Source organism: Anabaena sp. AL09 (assembly GCF_001672255.1).
Taxonomy (GTDB): domain Bacteria; phylum Cyanobacteriota; class Cyanobacteriia; order Cyanobacteriales; family Nostocaceae; genus Dolichospermum; species Dolichospermum lemmermannii.
Genome location: NZ_LJOQ01000020.1, coordinates 58279 through 76793 on the forward strand (window position 1 = coordinate 58279; position 18515 = coordinate 76793).

The 18515-nt window shown below is 39.1% G+C and carries 16 protein-coding genes; 13 read left to right on the plus strand and 3 right to left on the minus strand.

What is annotated here, in order from left to right; genetic code table 11:
- Nucleotides 1–176: 176 nt before the first annotated feature.
- The 10 genes from AN490_RS03750 (at nucleotide 177) to AN490_RS03795 (ending at nucleotide 10932) form a co-directional block, all read left to right on the plus strand.
- Nucleotides 177–953 carry a PatU gene (locus tag AN490_RS03750; RefSeq protein ID WP_300000076.1) on the plus strand — a complete coding sequence of 259 codons (777 nt, stop codon included), beginning with the start codon at nucleotides 177–179 and terminating at the stop codon, nucleotides 951–953.
- 261 nt (nucleotides 954–1214) lie between these two features.
- On the plus strand, nucleotides 1215–3551 hold the full coding sequence (locus AN490_RS03755) for a DUF3488 and DUF4129 domain-containing transglutaminase family protein (RefSeq protein ID WP_300000078.1): 2337 nt from the start codon (nucleotides 1215–1217) through the stop codon (nucleotides 3549–3551).
- A gap of 446 nt (nucleotides 3552–3997) precedes the next feature.
- On the plus strand, nucleotides 3998–4264 hold the full coding sequence (gene remA, locus AN490_RS03760) for an extracellular matrix/biofilm regulator RemA (protein WP_015080662.1): 267 nt from the start codon (nucleotides 3998–4000) through the stop codon (nucleotides 4262–4264).
- Between the two features lie 266 nt (nucleotides 4265–4530).
- Nucleotides 4531–5136, plus strand: a complete 606-nt coding sequence (gene gmk / locus AN490_RS03765) for a guanylate kinase (protein WP_168697111.1) — start codon at nucleotides 4531–4533, stop codon at nucleotides 5134–5136.
- A 63-nt stretch (nucleotides 5137–5199) separates the two neighbouring features.
- Complete coding sequence (locus AN490_RS03770; RefSeq protein WP_300000084.1) at nucleotides 5200–5811, plus strand: IS607 family transposase; 612 nt, start codon at nucleotides 5200–5202, stop codon at nucleotides 5809–5811.
- A gap of 19 nt (nucleotides 5812–5830) precedes the next feature.
- On the plus strand, nucleotides 5831–6781 hold the full coding sequence (locus AN490_RS03775) for a transposase (RefSeq protein ID WP_300000086.1): 951 nt from the start codon (nucleotides 5831–5833) through the stop codon (nucleotides 6779–6781).
- On the plus strand, nucleotides 6768–7007 hold the full coding sequence (locus tag AN490_RS03780) for a zinc ribbon domain-containing protein (protein ID WP_300000088.1): 240 nt from the start codon (nucleotides 6768–6770) through the stop codon (nucleotides 7005–7007). The genes AN490_RS03775 and AN490_RS03780 overlap by 14 nt, the downstream gene beginning before the upstream one ends.
- A gap of 189 nt (nucleotides 7008–7196) precedes the next feature.
- On the plus strand, nucleotides 7197–8222 hold the full coding sequence (gap, locus tag AN490_RS03785; RefSeq protein ID WP_300000090.1) for a type I glyceraldehyde-3-phosphate dehydrogenase: 1026 nt from the start codon (nucleotides 7197–7199) through the stop codon (nucleotides 8220–8222).
- Nucleotides 8223–8376: 154 nt separating this feature from the next.
- Nucleotides 8377–9807, plus strand: coding sequence for a pyruvate kinase (gene pyk / locus AN490_RS03790; protein WP_148764744.1), 1431 nt, complete (start codon nucleotides 8377–8379; stop codon nucleotides 9805–9807).
- 123 nt (nucleotides 9808–9930) lie between these two features.
- The gene (locus AN490_RS03795) at nucleotides 9931–10932 is read left to right on the plus strand and encodes a transaldolase (protein ID WP_300000093.1); all 1002 of its coding nucleotides are present in this window, start codon (nucleotides 9931–9933) and stop codon (nucleotides 10930–10932) included.
- A gap of 387 nt (nucleotides 10933–11319) precedes the next feature.
- On the opposite strand, the gene AN490_RS03800 is transcribed toward AN490_RS03795, so the two are convergent.
- The 3 genes from AN490_RS03800 to bchD form a co-directional block, all read right to left on the minus strand.
- Complete coding sequence (locus tag AN490_RS03800) at nucleotides 11320–12354, minus strand: MAE_28990/MAE_18760 family HEPN-like nuclease (protein WP_300000095.1); 1035 nt, start codon at nucleotides 12352–12354, stop codon at nucleotides 11320–11322.
- A 6-nt stretch (nucleotides 12355–12360) separates the two neighbouring features.
- On the minus strand, nucleotides 12361–13533 hold the full coding sequence (locus tag AN490_RS03805; protein ID WP_300000097.1) for a DUF262 domain-containing protein: 1173 nt from the start codon (nucleotides 13531–13533) through the stop codon (nucleotides 12361–12363).
- A gap of 110 nt (nucleotides 13534–13643) precedes the next feature.
- A complete protein-coding gene (gene bchD / locus AN490_RS03810; protein ID WP_300000099.1) occupies nucleotides 13644–15668 on the minus strand; it encodes a magnesium chelatase ATPase subunit D in 2025 nt (674 codons plus the stop codon).
- Between the two features lie 245 nt (nucleotides 15669–15913).
- Between bchD and AN490_RS03815 the strand changes: the two genes are divergently transcribed.
- From AN490_RS03815 to AN490_RS03825, 3 genes are all read left to right on the plus strand, one after another.
- The gene (locus AN490_RS03815) at nucleotides 15914–16567 is read left to right on the plus strand and encodes a Uma2 family endonuclease (protein WP_300000101.1); all 654 of its coding nucleotides are present in this window, start codon (nucleotides 15914–15916) and stop codon (nucleotides 16565–16567) included.
- Between the two features lie 215 nt (nucleotides 16568–16782).
- Nucleotides 16783–17997, plus strand: a complete 1215-nt coding sequence (locus AN490_RS03820) for a decarboxylase (RefSeq protein ID WP_300000103.1) — start codon at nucleotides 16783–16785, stop codon at nucleotides 17995–17997.
- A 167-nt stretch (nucleotides 17998–18164) separates the two neighbouring features.
- Complete coding sequence (locus tag AN490_RS03825; protein WP_300000105.1) at nucleotides 18165–18503, plus strand: hypothetical protein; 339 nt, start codon at nucleotides 18165–18167, stop codon at nucleotides 18501–18503.
- Nucleotides 18504–18515: the final 12 nt, after the last annotated feature.

An 18515-nucleotide genomic window follows, 5' to 3' on the forward strand; every position in this document is an offset into this window, starting at 1 on the left:
ATCATCAACTTGCTTGGGTATTGAAAAATTACAGATTCAGCACCTACTTGTACAGCTTGTTATAATGTGAGGAAATTGACGGGGTAGACATTCATTTCCAGATGGTAGCCAAATGATTGGTGAACTCAGATTGACAAGAAAAGCCCCAAACCTTTCAATTGGGAGAAATTCCTACTGTGCAAGAACGTTTTCAAGCTATTCTTAAGCGTCGTTTACAAGACCAAGTAGAAAAAAATCCGCCGTTGTTCCCCTGGGAAACACAATCAGTGGAGTATCCTGACTGTGTAGAAGAACAATATCTGGGATTAGTTCCTGTTTGGGGGTGGACGGTCCACCAATCTAAGTTAAATTTACCGATTCCTTTGCCCGAAAAAGTTTTTTGGCAATTGTTGGCCAAATGTCAGGTTTTATTGACATCTCCCCTACCTCTGGGAGCTAAATTAGTTCAGGTGGTAGAAAGTATGTTTCCTACCGATACTCAAGTCATCAATGATTTGGCTGGGTTAGTGTTGAGAAGCTCTTATCGTTCTGCTGATACTTTGACAGCTACGGCTGATGTTGAGAGCGATTATTTTGATTTATTACCACGTCAACAAATGGCATTGTCGTTAATGGCAGCCAAGCAACTGTTAGAAAATCTAACTTTGCCGATTTCATTTAATCAGCCACTGCTAGAAAGACAATGGCTCACTACGGTGGGGACTTTGAGTATTCGAGTAGAATTACGGAATTTAGGTAAATTTACGAAGTTGACGGTTCAGGGTGAATTACCTACATTGGGGATTTTACAACTCCAGGGTAATCCTACTCAAGAATTTGTGAGGTCTGAGACTTCAGAAATACCGATGATAGAGTTACAAATTGATAGAAATCAGCCAACTTATACTTTGGCAGTGGAGTTTCCCGAATTGGATCAACAGCCTTTATTGTTGGCTATTCAGGTGAAAATCTAAGGCAAATGCCATATCTAGGAATTAGATGGGAGCAATGGCAACTGATGTATAATAATCTTGATTAATTTTCTGGCTTTAAAACTTAATTCTCTTGGGAATCAACAATATTAATTAAAGGTGTATCTAGAACCCTAGCTATGATCAGGATACTTGTACTCTTAGGGAGTATACGGCTAGGATAAGGGGGTGAAGACAAGATAATAGTTTTCATACCTAGCATTGTGTCCGCAGCGTCTACATCATAGCTTTGGTTGTTTGAAAATGTTTAATTTATCCAGGATGAATCGGTTTTGGCGTTTATCGGTAGGTAATCAGTGGCAACAAACTAGAGGAAAATCTCCAACAAGGGAAGTGGAAGATTCAATTCCTTTACGAGTGCTGGTGATGGCTTTGGTAATTTTGGGGATTGTGGCCACGGATATTGCTGGTGAAACTCAATTTAGTCTGTGGACAGTACCATTAACTATGGTAGGAACGGGGTGGAGTTACTACCGTCGCCGTAGTTCTAATATTCCTGTGCAGTTCTGTATTGCGATGGGAATGTTATTGGCTTTGGGGGCTTTTTTTGGGCGGTTTATTGATAATTGGAATGATACTCGGCTAAGTTTGGCAGAGTTATTGATTCAATTGCAGCTATTACATAGTTTTGATACGCCCCGACGCAAAGATTTGGGCTATTCGATTGTGATTGGGTTGATATTGCTGGGTGTGGCGGCGACGTTGAGCCAAACTATGACGTTTGCACCTGTGTTGCTATTATTTTTAGGAATATCTCTCCCCACTTTAGTGCTTGATTACCGTTCTCGTCTAGGGTTCAAGCAATCTACTTCGGAAAAATCTGCCAAAAAGAACAATTCTAGTTTCAATTTTAAATTTCTAATTTTAAATTTTTTGTTGATTGTGGCTTTAGGACTGGGGATTTTTGCAATTTTACCCAGATTTCCTGGTTATCAGATTCAGTCTTTTCCTGTGAGTGCGCCCCTGAAAATTCCCGAAAATTTCACGGGGCGGAGTATTATCAACCCCGGTTATGTCCGTGAAGGCAAGGGTAATGGTCAAGGTAATGACAATTATAGTGGTAGTGGCTCAGGAAAAGCTGGTGAACCAGGAAAAATAAACAGTAATTTTTATTACGGTTTCAATAGCGAGATTAACCAAAACCTGCGGGGGGAAATGAAACCCAAGGTGGTGATGCGTGTGCGATCGCAAGCAGCAGGTTTTTGGCGCGTCCTGGCCTTTGACAATTATACGGGTAAGGGTTGGAAAATTTCCCGGAATGATCAAGTTACTACCCTCAGACAATCATCCTGGACTTCCCGCATTTCTATTGATTTTGCACCCTTCGCTACTCTCACTAAAGAGGTAGTGCAAACCTATAATTTGGTGACAGAGTTGCCTAATCTGATTCCGGCAATGTCCTATCCCAAAGGTTTGTACTTTCCCACACCAATGATAGCGGTTGATCAAGAAGATGGTTTACGTGCGCCAGTACGGTTATCAGAAGGGCTAACATATACCGTAGTTTCGGATGTTCCTTACCGCGATCGCTCTTTATTAGGTAAAGCATCAACTAAATATCCAGCCAATATTAAAAACTATTACCTGCAAATCCCGCCAAAAATTGCCGATAAAGTCCGAAAACGCACCGAAGAAGCACTGGCTAGTTATGATCAACAAAGGGTTTCCCGTTCTCCAGGGACGAAAAGCCTAGATTCAGCTTATGAAAAAGCTCTTTACTTAGCCCAGTATGTTAAACAAAATTACACCCTACCGACAAACCCTTTAGATTTGCCTTATTTGGATGAAAAGGATGACTTGGTAGAAACCTTTTTATTCAAAAATAAAGGTGGTTATCCAGACCATTTTTCCACTGTATTAACGGTGATGCTGCGTTCTATAGGCATTCCAGCGCGGTTAGTAGCGGGATTTGCGCCAGGAGAGTTTAATCCGTTTACAGGAATGTATGTTGTCCGCAATACTGATGCCTATGCGATGACGGAAGTTTATTTTCCTAAGTATGGCTGGTTTACCTTTGATCCAATTCCTGGACATCCTTTAATTCCCCCTTCGATAGAAGAAGATCAGACTTTTAGTGTGCTGCGGCAATTTTGGAATTGGGTGGCTGGTTGGCTACCTTCACCAATTACAGCTATTTTAAATACTGTATTTGGGACGATATTTAGCTGGTTATTCCCAGGAATAGCTTGGTTTTTGGCTTTATTTACTAAAGGTTGGTTGGGGGTATTAACTGGTTTAATTGTGGGGACAATCGCAGCCTTTTTAGGTTGGCTGGGTTGGGGACAATGGCGTAAGTGGCTAAATATCCGGTGGTTAAAGAAATTACCGCCAATGGAAAGACTTTACCAACAAATGCTGCAATGGACTGCTAACAAGGGTTTAGGTAAGCATCCCAGTCAAACACCTCTAGAATATGCCCAGGTTTCATACCAACACCATTCTCCAGAAATAGCTGAGGTGATAGATGAAATCTGTCATGCTTATGTGAGTTGGCGTTATGGTGGACATACTCCCAACTGGCAGCAGTTACAACAAAGATGGCAAGCATTGAAGAAAGTTAAAAGGAATCGCGTTTCTTGATCATTTGGGGCATTTATGAATTGCCCCTACGGCTTTTATTCTAGGCTCAAAGATTGGGTAATTACCATTAATTATTGCTCCTGAATCTTGCCAATAAGATGTCTTTGAGTCTATAATAGTAAATCCTGTGTAATCTACTTTTTTAATTCCCAATCCAGTACTGCAGTACTAGCAGTTTAACCATTCCCAACTTCAAAAAGCTCATCTCACCTATACTTATTTTAAATTCAAAAGAAAGCGTGACTAGCTTATATGGATGTAATTTTGCATATATCTTATGGAATATTTTTAAGAAATTCCGTTGATAATATAGCTAAAAAAAGCATTTGTTATGAAAAAACTCAGATTAACGTGGTTTAAATCGTTGTAACTCCGATTCTTTAGCGATAACATGGAAATAAGTTTGCTACAAGCTTTTCATTTCTCGTTTAGCTGAAATTTTTTTTATGGAAATTCAATTAATCAATATCGGGTTTGGTAATATCGTCTCTGCCAACAGAGTCGTTGCCATCGTCAGTCCAGAATCTGCTCCCATTAAACGCATTATCACCGATGCTAGGGATAGAGGTCAACTGGTTGATGCTACCTATGGACGACGGACTAGGGCAGTGATTATTACTGATTCTAGTCATGTTATTCTCTCTGCGATTCAACCAGAAACCGTAGCCAATCGGTTTGTGATTTCTCGTGATCATCATGTTGTAGATAATTAATCATTGGCATAATTATCAACCCAACTCTATTTGTACCATATCGGCTGTACTATGTGAATTAGACTGGTTTTCTGTCACCAGTGCTACAAATTCTTTAGTCTTGATGCTATTTTGAAGAGTAAGGATAAGAAATACTGCCGCAGAGGCTGATACCGTAGGTATTTAACCATCTCAAATCCTAAATTCAAAATAGTATTAGTTATTTTAGTCGCTAAAACAAGACTAAGGAATCATTTGTATTTATTAATTCACTTTTTTCACGGATAATGCAAGTTTTACCTACCCATAATGGTGCAAATACGAAAGAATGTCCGCCTCTGGGCAAACTAATTGTTTTAACCGGTCCGAGTGGAGTCGGCAAAGGTACGTTAATGAATGAAATTCTCCGGCGTTATCCAGAATTGCATTATTCAGTATCTGCAACGACTCGTTCACCTCGTCCGGGAGAAATCAATGGTAAAAACTATAACTTTATTAGTCGGAGTCAGTTTGAACAGTTAGTTACTCAAGGCGAATTTTTAGAATGGGCAGAATTTGCTGGTAACTGTTATGGTACGCCCCGTGAAGCTGTTTTGAACTATATTCAGTTGGGTAAGTTGGTGTTGCTAGAAATTGAACTAGCAGGAGCAAGACAAATCCGTCATACATTCCCTAGCGCCCTGAGTATTTTTATTTTGCCACCTTCATTTGCAGAACTAGAAAACCGCATTCGTGGACGGGGACAAGATTCGGAAGAGGCTATTTCTCGTCGTTTGCAACGTGCTGAAGAGGAGATTGCCGCTGCTAACGAATTTGATATAAAAATTATCAATGATGATTTTGAGCAAGCTTTAAAGGAAATAGAGTTAGAGATAGGACGTAATTTACCATGACATACTAGACATAGCCGGACATTCGTGGTATGATAGGACAAGCAACAAACTTAGTTCTATCAGATGACAGTAAATTATGTACCTCCAAGAGTCGCTGCTACCAGATTGGGAGTCAGCACCAAAACGCTTGAAAGGTGGCTTGAAGACGGGAAAATCGAAGGCATCTTTACCCAAGGTGGACAAAGAAGATATAACCTCGATTCAATTATCCCTGTTCGACATGGCAATCCGCCAGACGAACGAGCCACTATTCTATATGCCAGAGTTTCAAGCCGCAGTCAGAAAAACGACCTTGAGCAACAAGTTCAGTTTCTCCAGTCTCGTTACCCTGACGCAGAAATCATCACTGACATCGGCAGCGGACTCAACTTCAAGCGAAAAGGTCTTCAAACCTTACTGGACAGAGTTCTCGGCAACACTTGCAAGCTTGTTGTCATTGCCCACAAAGATCGGCTTTGTCGCTTTGGATTCGATCTTATCTCATGGCTCTGTGCTAGGCAGCAAACTCAAGTATTGGTTCTCAACCAAGCGAACCTCAGTCCAGAACGCGAAATGGTTGAAGATATTCTTGCCATTATCCATGTCTTCAGTTGGCGATTGTACGGACTCAGAAAGTACAAAAAACAAGTCGCTGAAGACAGTGAGTTACCGAGTGTATCCAGTAAAGGAACTTGAGTTTATTTGGAAAAAATGGGTGGCTGCCGTTCGCAAGGTTTACAACATTTCCATTGCCTACTTAAACGAAAATCAAGGGTTTAGTAAGGTTGGTAAAAAAGGTGGAAAAATGGGGTTTAGAACCATGCTTAAAGCCTCCGGTTTAATCCCTCAATGGTGTTTAGATTTGAATGTTTCTAAAATACTAGACAACGCTGCAATGGAAGCATATAAAGCCTGGTCAGAAACAGCCAAAAACCCCAAAACAATTAATAAAGGTAAAGACAAAAAACCGCATCATCAAGCAGGACTAAGGATTGCTAAGTTCCGAAGTATCCGTGACCAAAAACTAACCATTCAATTTGACCCGTCAGCATATAAAAATGGTAGATGGATGGTATCAACAACTAAACATCTACCGCGTCCTGAATTTAGAGGACAAGATTTTTGTGTTTTAACTGACGGGTCTTCAGAACTCACCTACAACAAGGGTCGCTGGTTTGCTCACTTCCCTGTAGAATTGCAGCAGACCGCAAGTGTTACAAATAAAATAATTTCACTTGACCCCGGCATCAGAACTTTTATGACTGGTTTTGATGGCAGCGACTTCTTAGAGTTTGGGAATGGAGATTTCAACAAAATAGCTAAACTTTGCTCACACCTTGATAAGCTTAAATCAAAGCATGATCTAAGCGTTGGACACAAATTCAAACGTCTTAGATCCAAACTTAGACTGGCGATGGAAAGACTCAGAACTAGGATTAAAAATCTTCGCTCTGAGTGCCATAAACAAGTCGGTTCATATCTAGCCAAAAACTATGATGTGATTGTACTTCCTACCTTTGAGACTTCCCAAATGGTTGTTAAAAAGAAACGGAAGCTAAGGAGCAAAACAGCTAGGGCAATGATGACTTGGGCATTCTATCAGTTCTCTCAAACTCTTGAACATTTGTGTAACCGTTACGGTTCCTTTCTTAGTGAGAATAACTGAAGAATATACATCGAAGACTTGCACGAAATGCGGACACGTTCATAGAAAACTTGGTAGTTCTAAGAACTTTGTTTGCCCTAATTGCGGTTATGAAATACCGCGAGATTTTAATGGAGCCGTGGGGATTTTCCTCAAGGCAATGTGGGATACCACCTTTACCAACTCAGTTGGTGATGTTATACTAGATATTCACGATATCTCAGATGTCGGGGAATGTCTCGGTTAAAAGTATCAGTCTCCTCTATGAACACACGAAGATTTTAATGCAAGTAATCAATGAACAATAGCTAAACCTTAAAATATGCCAGTTAAATTAACTTTATGCCTTTTGTGACTGTAAGAATCAGCTAAGTCAGACTAGAATTAACCGGGCCAGTTAACCTTTGCTGAAATTCCCAACACAGGAGGTTTAATTTTGACGAAGTTGAAAATTGGTATTAATGGATTCGGTCGAATTGGTAGACTTGTGTTACGTGCTGGTCTTACTAATCCCAATATTGAATTTGTAGGAATTAATGATTTAGTTCCCCCCGATAATCTGGCTTATCTTCTCAAGTACGACTCTACACACGGGAGATTGAAAAGCAAAGTTGCAGCCAGAGAAGACGGGATAGTTATTGACGGTCATTTTATCCCCTGCGTATCCATGCGAAATCCCGCCGAATTACCTTGGGGTAAATTGGGTGTAGATTATGTTGTTGAATCCACAGGACTCTTCACAGACTACCCTGGGGCGGAAAACCACCTCAAAGCAGGTGCAAAGCGGGTTGTGATTTCTGCACCGACAAAAGAACCAGAGAAAGTAAAAACAATGGTCATGGGTGTAAATCATCACCTATTTGACCCAGCAAAAGACTTGATTGTCTCCAATGCAAGTTGTACTACAAATTGTTTAGCCCCCATTGCTAAAGTCATTAATGATAACTTCGGTTTAGCCGAAGGGTTAATGACCACAGTTCACGCCACAACAGCCACTCAGCCCACGGTAGATGGTCCCAGTCGTAAAGATTGGCGCGGTGGACGGGGTGCTGGTCAAAATATTATTCCCTCCGCTACAGGGGCAGCTAAAGCGGTGGCTTTGGTATTACCAGAATTGAAAGGTAAATTAACTGGAATGGCCTTGAGAGTTCCCACTCCTGATGTCTCCGTGGTTGACTTAACTTTCAAAACTACTAAAGCCACTTCTTACAAAGAAATCTGTGCAGCGATGAAAAAAGCTGCGGAAGGTAATTTATCAGGTATTTTGGGTTACACCGATGAAGAGGTAGTATCTACGGATTTTCAAGGTGATGACCACTCTAGCATTTTCGACGCAGGGGCAGGAATTGAACTCAATGCCAATTTCTTCAAAATTGTCTCCTGGTATGACAACGAATGGGGTTACTCCAACCGCGTCATTGATTTGATGTTGTCAATGGCCAAGAAAGAAGGATTGATTTAGGAAATCGGTGATTAATGACACTCCATCTCCAGTGTAAAATTATCCATCTTCTTCCTTCTTCCTTCGTGTTCTTTGCTTCTTCGTGGTTCATTTAATCTATATTCTCCATGGGCTTAACGGAGTGTGCTACCTTAACGTTACTCCTTACATACTTATGCGTCGCACTAAAATTGTTTGTACTATTGGACCTGCTACATCTTCACCTGAGAAGTTAGAAGCTTTGGTAAGAGCAGGAATGAATATGGCGCGGTTGAATTTTTCTCATGGCGCTTATGAGGCTCATGCTCAGGTTTTTCATCATTTGCGGCAAATTAGCAAGGATTTACACAAGCCAATTGCGATTATGCAGGATTTGTGTGGTCCAAAAATTCGGTTGGGAAAATTACCACCGGAAGGACTGATGTTAGAAGCTGGGACTGAGGTAACTTTTGTTTTACAAGAGAAGGGTGAAACTATTGATGAGTTACCCTTACCTCTACCTACTCTCTTTGCTATGATGCGATGTGGTGAAACGATTTTAATTAATGATGGTCGGGTGAAATTAACTGTTACCAGTCGAGACGCTGATAGAATTCGCGCTCATGTGAATATTGGTGGTTTGATTTCTTCTCATAAAGGTGTAAATTTACCTGCAACTCCTTTACCTGTAAGTTCAATTACAGAAAAGGATTTAATGGATTTACGTTTTGGGATACAATTAGGAGTAGACTGGGTGGCGGTTTCCTTTGTGCGATCGCCCCAAGACCTCGAACCTGCACGCCGGATGATTGAAGGCGCTGGCTCAAAAATTCGTCTCATTGCCAAAATTGAACGGGCAGAAGCTGTGGAACAGCTAGATGCTATCATTGCAGCCGCTGACGGTATTATGATTGCTCGTGGGGATTTAGGGGTGGAAGTACCGATTTATGAAGTCCCCCTGATTCAAAAAGACATTGCTCGTCGTTGTAATCAAGCTGGTAAACCCGTGATTACAGCTACTCAAATGTTAGAGTCCATGATTAGCGCCCCCGACCCTACTCGCGCTGAAGCTACGGACGTGGCTAACTCAATATTAGATGGCACAGATGCGGTAATGTTATCTGGAGAAACCGCAATGGGTGAATATCCCATAGCTGCTGTCCAAACTATGCACAATATTGCATTAAGAACAGAAACCGTACTTCAAGAGGGAAATAGACATTCTTGGAGTCCGAAAGCGGGTAGTTTGACGGTGACAGAATCAGTATCTCAATCGGTTTGTCGCATTGCCTATGAAACTGGTGCAAAAGCGATTCTCTGTAATACTACATCAGGAAGCACAGCCAAACTCGTTTCTAAATATCGTCCCAGCACACCAATTATCGCTCTTACTTCGGACTGTACCGCCTACCGTCAATTAGCTTTATCTTGGGGTGTAGAACCGCTACTGATTCAACCTGTTCACAATGCTGAAGAAATGTTTGTGAATGTGGTAGACACTGTTGTAAATAGTGGTTTAGTTCAGGAAGGTGACAAGGTGGTGATTACCTCTGGTGTCCCAATTGGTCAATCTGGAACAACAAGTTTAATTAAAGTGCATTCTATTGGACAGCCAATTACAGCATGACGCATCTAAAATGGGTGATTGGGGACTGAGGATTGGGAATTGGTAAACATTTTTACCTCTTGCCTCTTGCCTCTTGCCTATTCACTGACAACTGACAACTGACCACTGACATTGGAGTATGTTATGCCTAAGAACTTACTAGAAGCACTACGGGCGGTGACCGTTGTGGTAGCGGATACCGGAGATATCCAATCAATTGAACAGTTTAAACCTCAAGATGCTACTACCAATCCCTCACTGATTACTGCTGCGGCACAAATGCCGGAATATCAGGATATTGTTGATCAGACTTTACTGAAAGCTAAAAAAGATGCTGGCGCTGGTGCTAGTCAAGCACAGGTGGTATCTCTAGCTTTTGACCGTTTGGCGGTATCTTTTGGATTGAAAATTTTGCAAATTATCCCTGGTCGTGTATCTACAGAAGTAGATGCTCGGTTATCCTATGATACAGATGCTACCGTAGCTAAGGCACGGGATTTAATCGCTCAGTATAAAGCTGCTGGTGTTTCCAAGGAGCGGGTTTTGATTAAAATTGCTTCTACTTGGCAAGGTATCAAAGCTGGAGAAATTTTGGAAAAAGAAGGTATTCACTGTAACTTAACTTTACTATTTGGTCTGCACCAAGCGATCGCCTGTGCGGAAGCTGGTATCACTTTAATTTCTCCTTTCGTTGGTCGGATTCTTGACTGGTACAAGAAAGATACTGGCCGGGATAGCTATCCCGCAGCGGAAGATCCAGGTGTATTGTCTGTAACTAGCATTTATAACTACTATAAAAAGTTTGGTTATAAAACCGAGGTAATGGGCGCTAGTTTCCGCAATATTGGCGAAATTACTGAATTAGCTGGTTGCGATTTGCTGACTATTTCTCCAGGGTTGTTGACAGAATTGCAAAACACTGTCACAGAATTACCCCGCAAACTTGATCCAGCTAAGGTAGCAAATTTATCAATTGCCAAAATTTCTATTGATAAAGCTACCTTTGATCAAATGCACAATGCTGACCGCATGGCTTCTGATAAACTCGCAGAAGGTATTGATGGTTTTACCAAGGCTTTGATTTCTTTGGAAAAACTATTGGCCGAAAGATTGGCTGGTTTAGAAAGTGAAAAGGTAACTGCTTAATAATTGGTGATGGGTAATAGGTAATTGGTAAAATTCTTACCTATTCTCTATTACCTATTACCTGCTCTAGCTACTTTTTACGGGTTGTTTTCGGATTAGCTAATTCATATTTTGAGCCTCTATTTTTAATATTTTAGTGTTTTGCTATAAGCCCTAAATTGATAATTTTGTGGTTATGCAATCTTTGCTAAAAGCACAACTATGAATAATTAATTTTCCGTCAACTTACTTTGATTTCATGTCTGCTATAGCACCTCTCGTCATCGCCGCGATCGCTTTATCAGTGGCTTTGGGTAGGTGATAATATTTACCTGCGGCTGTTTTTTATTATCAGCATTAGAATTTACAAAATTTAAGGATGTTTTAAAATTGATTTTGAGTACAAATTCAAGTTATTAATTGATATAGCTTTAACCCTTCTCTGGCATCAACATCAAATTTTAACCCGATCTCCATTCCTGGGGTTGTTTTAATCTCAGGAATTAACTCACTATTAATACTCTCTATTGTAGCTATTTGACAGTATGAATCACCTACTAAAAATAAACTATCTCCGACTGACAATAAATATTCTCCATCTGCGGTTAAAATTGCAGCTTGAGGTTTTTTAAACCACTCTGTAATTTTACCAATTACTTGAGCTTGACCAATTAATTTTTTATTTTCAATAACTTGATAAGTTACTAATTCAGTTAATGCTTGACACAAACTTTCCACAAAATCACATAATTCTAAAAGTTCCTTAGCAGATAACCAATTATCAATATTTGTTTCATGTGCTGCATCGTTACGATAACTAATAAATGTATCAAGTTCCTTGTCAACTGAGTTTTCATTTGCTCTGATTTCCTTAATAAAATGTATTACATATCTATTTTTTAAAATCCAAGACCATGTATTTGCTACTCCAGCATTTGTTAACAATCTTTCTAGAGTATCTTTGCGTAAATTGTCTTCATGAAATAGAAAAGCGTCTGATACTAGTTCATATTTCTCCTGACCAGTGTTTCCATAGAATAACCCTCGCATTACTGTTTCAGGATTTAAGTGCGAATATCTATTTTTTTTAAGTTCAACTAGCAATCTTCCCACTCCTATTTGGTGGGTATTGCGTATACTTTCTTCTAAGTTTAAATAGTTTGGATATAATTCTGGTAATGATATTAACCAATCTCGAATTAAGTCTTCTACAAAGGTTTCATAAATAGCATATAAACGAGTTACGACAGCACAGTGATCATAAACACGCCCCTCAGTTAATTCAGGGATATCTTGAAACAGATTTGTGAGGACTATTTTTGTTTCTTCTGTATGTAGAGAAACATCACCAAAAGCAATCTCTCGAATTTTCTCGTTAGTTTTAATAATGGAACGAATTGTAGAAATATTAACTTTTACAGCCATGAGCAGATTTTCAAACATTGCTTTTTATCCTGCTATGACTTGAGACAGCATATCATCAAACAAACTGATTCCATTTTGAATATCAGCCTTAGTTTTTCCTCCACCAGTAAATAGCTTTGATTTATCTTCCCTAAACAAAATTTTAGTTTTCTCAATAACTCTTGGCTTACGTTCGCGTAAAATATCTACATCTACTAAGTGTCTGCTAAAACCAACCATCACCGCATCATAATAAGCTTTACGTGGTTCATTTGTCCAAGTATCAGACTGAGAATCAAAAGGCTTGAATAATTTCTCTCCATAAATTTGATGAGCTAGATTTATAGTTTGGAGAAAAATGTTTTTCAGAAATTCTATATCTTCATCAGAAAATGATAGACTTTTCATCATATATAAGTCGAGAAATCCTTGCATACCCCTACTAAATTTATCAGTGTTACGCAGTGCAAAAAAACGCAGAACTAATTCTGCATCTTCCATTTTTTTGTAGAGGTTATTATTCTGAAGTTTTTCATCATCATGAATAGGAATATTCCAAGCAGCCGCAAAAATTGGATTAGCTGCTAATTCTAGCAATAACTGATTAAACTGACTATAAAATGAACAATTTCGTATTTCCTGACGACTCAGTTCTACTCCTCCAGTATTGATACGTGCAAAAGCAAGCTGTTTTAAAAATAGTGCATCTTCTGGACTAGATGTTGATTCTGTAATTAAAACTATAGTAGATATGGAACGACGATCAATTCCTGCTTTAATTTTTGCTGGTAGTTCTTTGTAAGTACGTCCATTTAGTTCTGGCCAAAGTTCTAATCCCTCCAATTTAAGATTGTTGTCATAGAATTCCTCAAGAGCAGTAATTCTCTGTTGACCATCCATAACTTCATAAACATTAAAATCTCTTTCGTAAAGAATAATTGGTGGTACAGGAATATTACTCAAAAAAGATTCTATAAGTCGTGATTTTTTGCCTTGATCCCACCTTTTTCTGCGTTGATAAAAAGGTTGAATATCCATATAACCGGGTTTTTTTAACGCATCTACGAAAGCTGGTAGTTTTTCCCGGTTCATTTCCGTTAATATTCGTTGTTCACCCTTTTCATATTTATCGTTTATTTCTTGATCAGACATAGTGATGTGGTTTAGAGATGGTGTTTTTTCCCACATCTTCTCTTCGGTTGGAGCTAAAAGTTGCATTTATTACATTCTCCTTCAATGGTGATGAAAATAAATTGACCTATCTACAACTTAGCTTATAAACCTGATCAGTTAAGGGTTAAAACAAAATTTACAGATAGGTCTAATTACTATTTTGCTTTCATGTCCGCTATAGCACCTCTAGTCATAGCCGCAATAGCTTTATCAGTTGCTTTAGGCAGGTGATAATATTTACCTCCGGCTGTTTTTGATAATTCCTTCGCAAAGCCAGTGGATACAAACTTACTTTCCGTATCAATTACCAACAACTGCATCCCTGAAGCTCGAATTCTGCCAGCAATATCTAATAATTCGGCTTTGATATCCGGCTTTTCTCCTGGTTCCATGGGTTCACCCAAAGAACGAGCTAAAGGAATATTACCACGTCCATCCGTAATTGCCACTATCACAACCTGTCCGATATCCCCACCCATTTGGGCATTTATCCCCACCCGTACCGCTTGAGTTAAACCATGTGCGAGAGGTGAACCACCACCGCAGGGTAATCTTTCTAACCTATTCTTAGCTAAAGCAATGGAACGGGTAGGAGGTAATAAAACTTCCGCTTGTTCTCCTCGGAAGGGGATCAAAGATACTTGATCACGATTTTGATATGCTTCTGTTAAAAGCTGCATCACCGCACCTTTAGCGGATTGCATTCTATTTAAAGCCATTGAACCGGAAGCATCTACTACAAATACTACTAATGCACCGGCTTTTCTCACCAACCGCTTAGAACGGATATCTCCCTGTTCGACAATCACCTTTTTATCAGGTTGTCTAGCCCGGCGTGCTTTTTGATATGGGGCTGCGGCTCGCAGTGTGGCATCTACGGCTATTCTTCTAGCTTTACCTTTGGGAATCATCGGCTTAATGTACCGTCCCCTATCGTCTGAGAAGATAATACTGCGACTTCCAGATTTACCTTGCTTTTGTGCCATTTGGGTAAAATAAAGCACTTCCGGGTCGAGAATTACCCCTTCTGGATCAAAGATAAATTCTTCGGGAATGTCTGGGGGTTCTTGCTGTTCTTGGTCTTCTTCTTTCTCTTCTTCCTGTTCTTCCTCTTGTTCTTCTTCTGATTCGGACTCGTCTTGATTTTCTTGTGGTGGTGGGGGAGGTGGTGGTGGTTGCTGTTCGTCTGGTGGAGTTTGAATAATTGTGGTTCGGGGAACTATCACCAATTCCACTGCGCGACGTAAATCTTCAGCGGTGACGGTACTGCGTCCTTCTAAGGCTGCTGCGGCTTTGGCTACGCGCACTGCAAATAATTCTGCCCGATGTCCTTCTACACCACCGCGAATGGCTTCATTGACGAGGTAGGTAATTTGTTCTTGGCTAATGGTGACTTCTTTTAACCATTCCCGTGCCAGGATGATTTGGGTTTTGAGTGAGTCTATATCTTCGCTGTATTGTTGCAGAAATTCTGTGGGAGACTGGGAATAGGCGATCGCTTGTTCAACTGCCTGTACTCTTTGATCTATACCCAGAACTCCGTCTGCTGATAGGGCGATCGCAATTCTATCAAGTAAATGCTCTCTGAGCGCTCCTTCTTCTGGATTATAAGTGGCAATAAACAAAGTTTTGCAAGGATGTTGAAAACTGATTCCTTCCCGTTCAATTTGGTTACGTCCGTCCGATAATACGGATAAAAGTTGATTACTAATTTGGTCATCTAATAAATTGATTTCATCCACATACAGCACACCACGATTGGCTGTAGCGAGTAATCCCGGTTGAAAAATCGTATCACCTTGTTTAACCGACTGTTCCACGTCCACAGAACCTAAAAGTCGGTCTTCTGTGACACCGAGGGGAATCTGCAAAAAAGGTGCAGGGATAATTTCCGTTTCTATCTCCTGTCTTTGTTCCGCTAAAAGTTTATCATCCCATTCTTCGGGGTGGTTGGGGTCACAGTTGCTAACAGAACCTTTGACAACTTCAATAGGTGGTAATAAAGCGTGAATAGCCCGCGCCATCACAGATTTAGCCGTACCACGACGGCCTGCAATTACCACACCCCCCAAAACGGGATCTACTGCTGTCAGCAGCAAAGCTATTTTAATTGCTTCTTGACCAACTACAGCAGCCAAGGGAAAAGCAGTCATTGTCGGGGTAAGAGTAGGCGATCGCATTGTTTCCTTAATAGTTATTATAGTTTTAGCATAGCAATTCCTGGCACATTTTAGAATATATATAATGGCAATTCCTCAAGGAGCAAGATATATGACGACAATTCAGGTTAAAAGCTTCACTTTAAAAGAATATCACCAACTCACTGAAATTTTCCTGTCTATTAAGATCCCCGACTTCTTTGAGAAGTCGGGGATCTGATTTGATTTCCGAATCCTATGCACTTCCAAGAAATGGAGATACAGATATGGTACAGCAACTCACATCAGAAACTCAAGCAGAAATCATCTATCCTGATAGTGATGGGAATCCAATGGCTGATAATACAGAACATTATGAATGGATAGTTAAAATTAAAGAAAATTTGGAAATATTATTTGCATCAGAAAATGATGTTTTCATCGCAGGTGATTTACTTTGGTATCCGGTTGAAGGAAGTGTGAAAACTCGTCAAGCGCCTGATATCATGGTGATTTTCGGTAGACCAAAAGGTAGAAGAGGTTCTTACAAACAATGGGAAGAAAATAATATTGCACCTCAAGTAGTATTTGAAATCCTGTCTCCAGGAAATCGTAGTCAAGAAATGGCTAAAAAGCTCCTTTTTTATCAACGTTATGGAGTAGAAGAATACTATGTTTATCATCCGAAGAAAGTCAAATTAACAGGTTTTATTCTTCAAGAAGAATGGCTAGAAGAGATTGAAGAAACTAATAATTGGATAAGTCCCCGTTTAGGAATACGTTTTGAATTAACAGCAGATAACTTAGAAATTTATTATCCTAACGGACGGAAGTTTCTCACATCTCTGGAACTCAATCAACAAATGGAACAGGAACGTCAAAATTATCAAGACCTATTAGCAAAATTACAAGCTAAAGGTATTGATATCAATACTCTCTAAAATTTAGATCCCCGACTTCTCAAATAAGTCGGGGATCTGGTTTCTCAACCTATATTAATCAAAAGTTACTAAAAATCATGAACCAACGACTAACCCAAGAACAATTAAACCAAATAATTGCTGAAGTCCAAGGATTGCAATTACGTCAAGCGTTATCATGTTTTTGGTTCTAAATTAGGCAAAAAGTCTTTATCTCATCCATTTATTTTACCTCAATGGTTATGGAAAAAGTTACAGCAATCCCAAATTTAGAATTAGAACTTGCACAGGAGTTATTGCAAGTTTACGGTTCTCCTTTATACGTTTACAACGGCGATATTTTACGCCAAACTATTTCATATATTACCAAAGCTATTAGTTATCCCCATACTCAGTTTCATTTTGCTAGTGTAACAAATAGTAATATTGCATTACTAAAAATATTTAAAAACGCCGGTTGGGGACTTCATGCTAATACTCCAGGTGATATTTATTTGGGTTTAAATGCGGGTTTTTATGCTGGTGATATCGTCTATAGCGGTAGTAATTTAAATCGGGAGGAAATGGAACAGATTATCAATTGGGGTGTAACAACTCTCAATTTAGATAGTATTTCTCAGTTGCGTTTGTGTTGTGAGGTTTTTTTATTTCGCGTAAAGACACAGAGAAACACAACAGAAAAGTTAAATATTGGTTTGCGGTTGAATGTGTCGGAGGATAGTCGTATTGGTGTTAGTTCGGCTGATTTTGATGAGGCTGTTTCTATTGCTTCGGCTGCGGGTTTAAAGATTTCTGGTTTACATTTTTATCGCGGTACAGGAACTAATGCAACAACAGCCTTTACTGATGTTATTGATGCGGTTTTAGCAATTGCACAAAAGTTACCAGATTGGCAATATTTAGATTTTGGTGGTGGTTTTGGTTATCCATATCATCATGATCATGTAGCTTTTAATTGGCAATTATTTGGAAATCAGTTAACTAATAAAATTAGTAAAATTGGCAGAAATATTAATTTAATGATTGAGCCAGGACGCTCTACTATAGCGGGTTGTGCTACTTTATTAGTTAAAGTTGTTTCGGTAAAATGGCAAGGAGAAAAACAAATTATTGGTGTAGATTCTACTATTGCTAATATTGCTGTTATTTCTGTACATGGAGGTTATCGAGAAATTATAACTTTGAAAAATTCAACTTCTGAAAAATATCTAACTGATGTTTGTGGAAATACCACATATTCACGAGATTATTTAGGCAAAAATTGTCAACTTCCCGCTTTAAAAATTGACGATATTATTGCTATTTTAGATGTTGGCGCTTACGGTTATGCTATGTCTTCACATTTTTCACATCGTCCTAAACCTGCGGAAGTATTATTAGAAAATGGTAGACATCATTTAATTCGTAAACGGGAAGATTACAGCATTTTACTTAATAATCAAATCATCTAAAATTCAACTTTTTTAATTATTAATTTATCCCCAAAATCAAAACCAAGAAAACCATGAAATGTATTAACTGCGGAACTGATAATAAATTAAAAGACAGAACAGCAAATCAAGGAAGATGTTTAAAATGCAATCATCCTTTTGTTTTTGAACCCACAAGTATGCTAAATGTGAAAATTACTGATTCTATGTTTTCTAAAACATTAGCAGATATTTCTGCTAATAACACTTTATATTTTACACCCAAACAACTCCTTTATTTTTTAGATAATCGGGTTAGAAAAAAGGCATTTCAACCAACAGGATTTTGGTTTTCATATCTTTTTTGGAATGTTTGGGTAACAGGTTTTGTTGGAGGATTTACTGCTTTTATACCTAATTCTTTTCTTATTTTTAATCTAGTTTACCAAGCAGTTACAATTTGGTATTTATGGCTCTACCGCTCCCTTTATGATATTTTCGGTAAAATATCCCTGAAACCCCTACACCAATTGGATTTGAGGTTTTAATATTTTCAAAAA

Coding starts and splice junctions, on each gene's coding strand:
- AN490_RS03820 (WP_300000103.1), top strand. CDS start 16,783: ATGGTTATGGAAAAAGTTACAGCAATCCCAAATTTAGAATTAGAACTT.
- gmk (WP_168697111.1), top strand. CDS start 4,531: ATGCAAGTTTTACCTACCCATAATGGTGCAAATACGAAAGAATGTCCG.
- AN490_RS03770 (WP_300000084.1), top strand. CDS start 5,200: ATGACAGTAAATTATGTACCTCCAAGAGTCGCTGCTACCAGATTGGGA.
- AN490_RS03795 (WP_300000093.1), top strand. CDS start 9,931: ATGCCTAAGAACTTACTAGAAGCACTACGGGCGGTGACCGTTGTGGTA.
- pyk (WP_148764744.1), top strand. CDS start 8,377: ATGCGTCGCACTAAAATTGTTTGTACTATTGGACCTGCTACATCTTCA.
- AN490_RS03800 (WP_300000095.1), bottom strand. CDS start 12,354: ATGTTTGAAAATCTGCTCATGGCTGTAAAAGTTAATATTTCTACAATT.
- AN490_RS03805 (WP_300000097.1), bottom strand. CDS start 13,533: ATGCAACTTTTAGCTCCAACCGAAGAGAAGATGTGGGAAAAAACACCA.
- AN490_RS03815 (WP_300000101.1), top strand. CDS start 15,914: ATGGTACAGCAACTCACATCAGAAACTCAAGCAGAAATCATCTATCCT.
- AN490_RS03755 (WP_300000078.1), top strand. CDS start 1,215: ATGTTTAATTTATCCAGGATGAATCGGTTTTGGCGTTTATCGGTAGGT.
- remA (WP_015080662.1), top strand. CDS start 3,998: ATGGAAATTCAATTAATCAATATCGGGTTTGGTAATATCGTCTCTGCC.
- bchD (WP_300000099.1), bottom strand. CDS start 15,668: ATGCGATCGCCTACTCTTACCCCGACAATGACTGCTTTTCCCTTGGCT.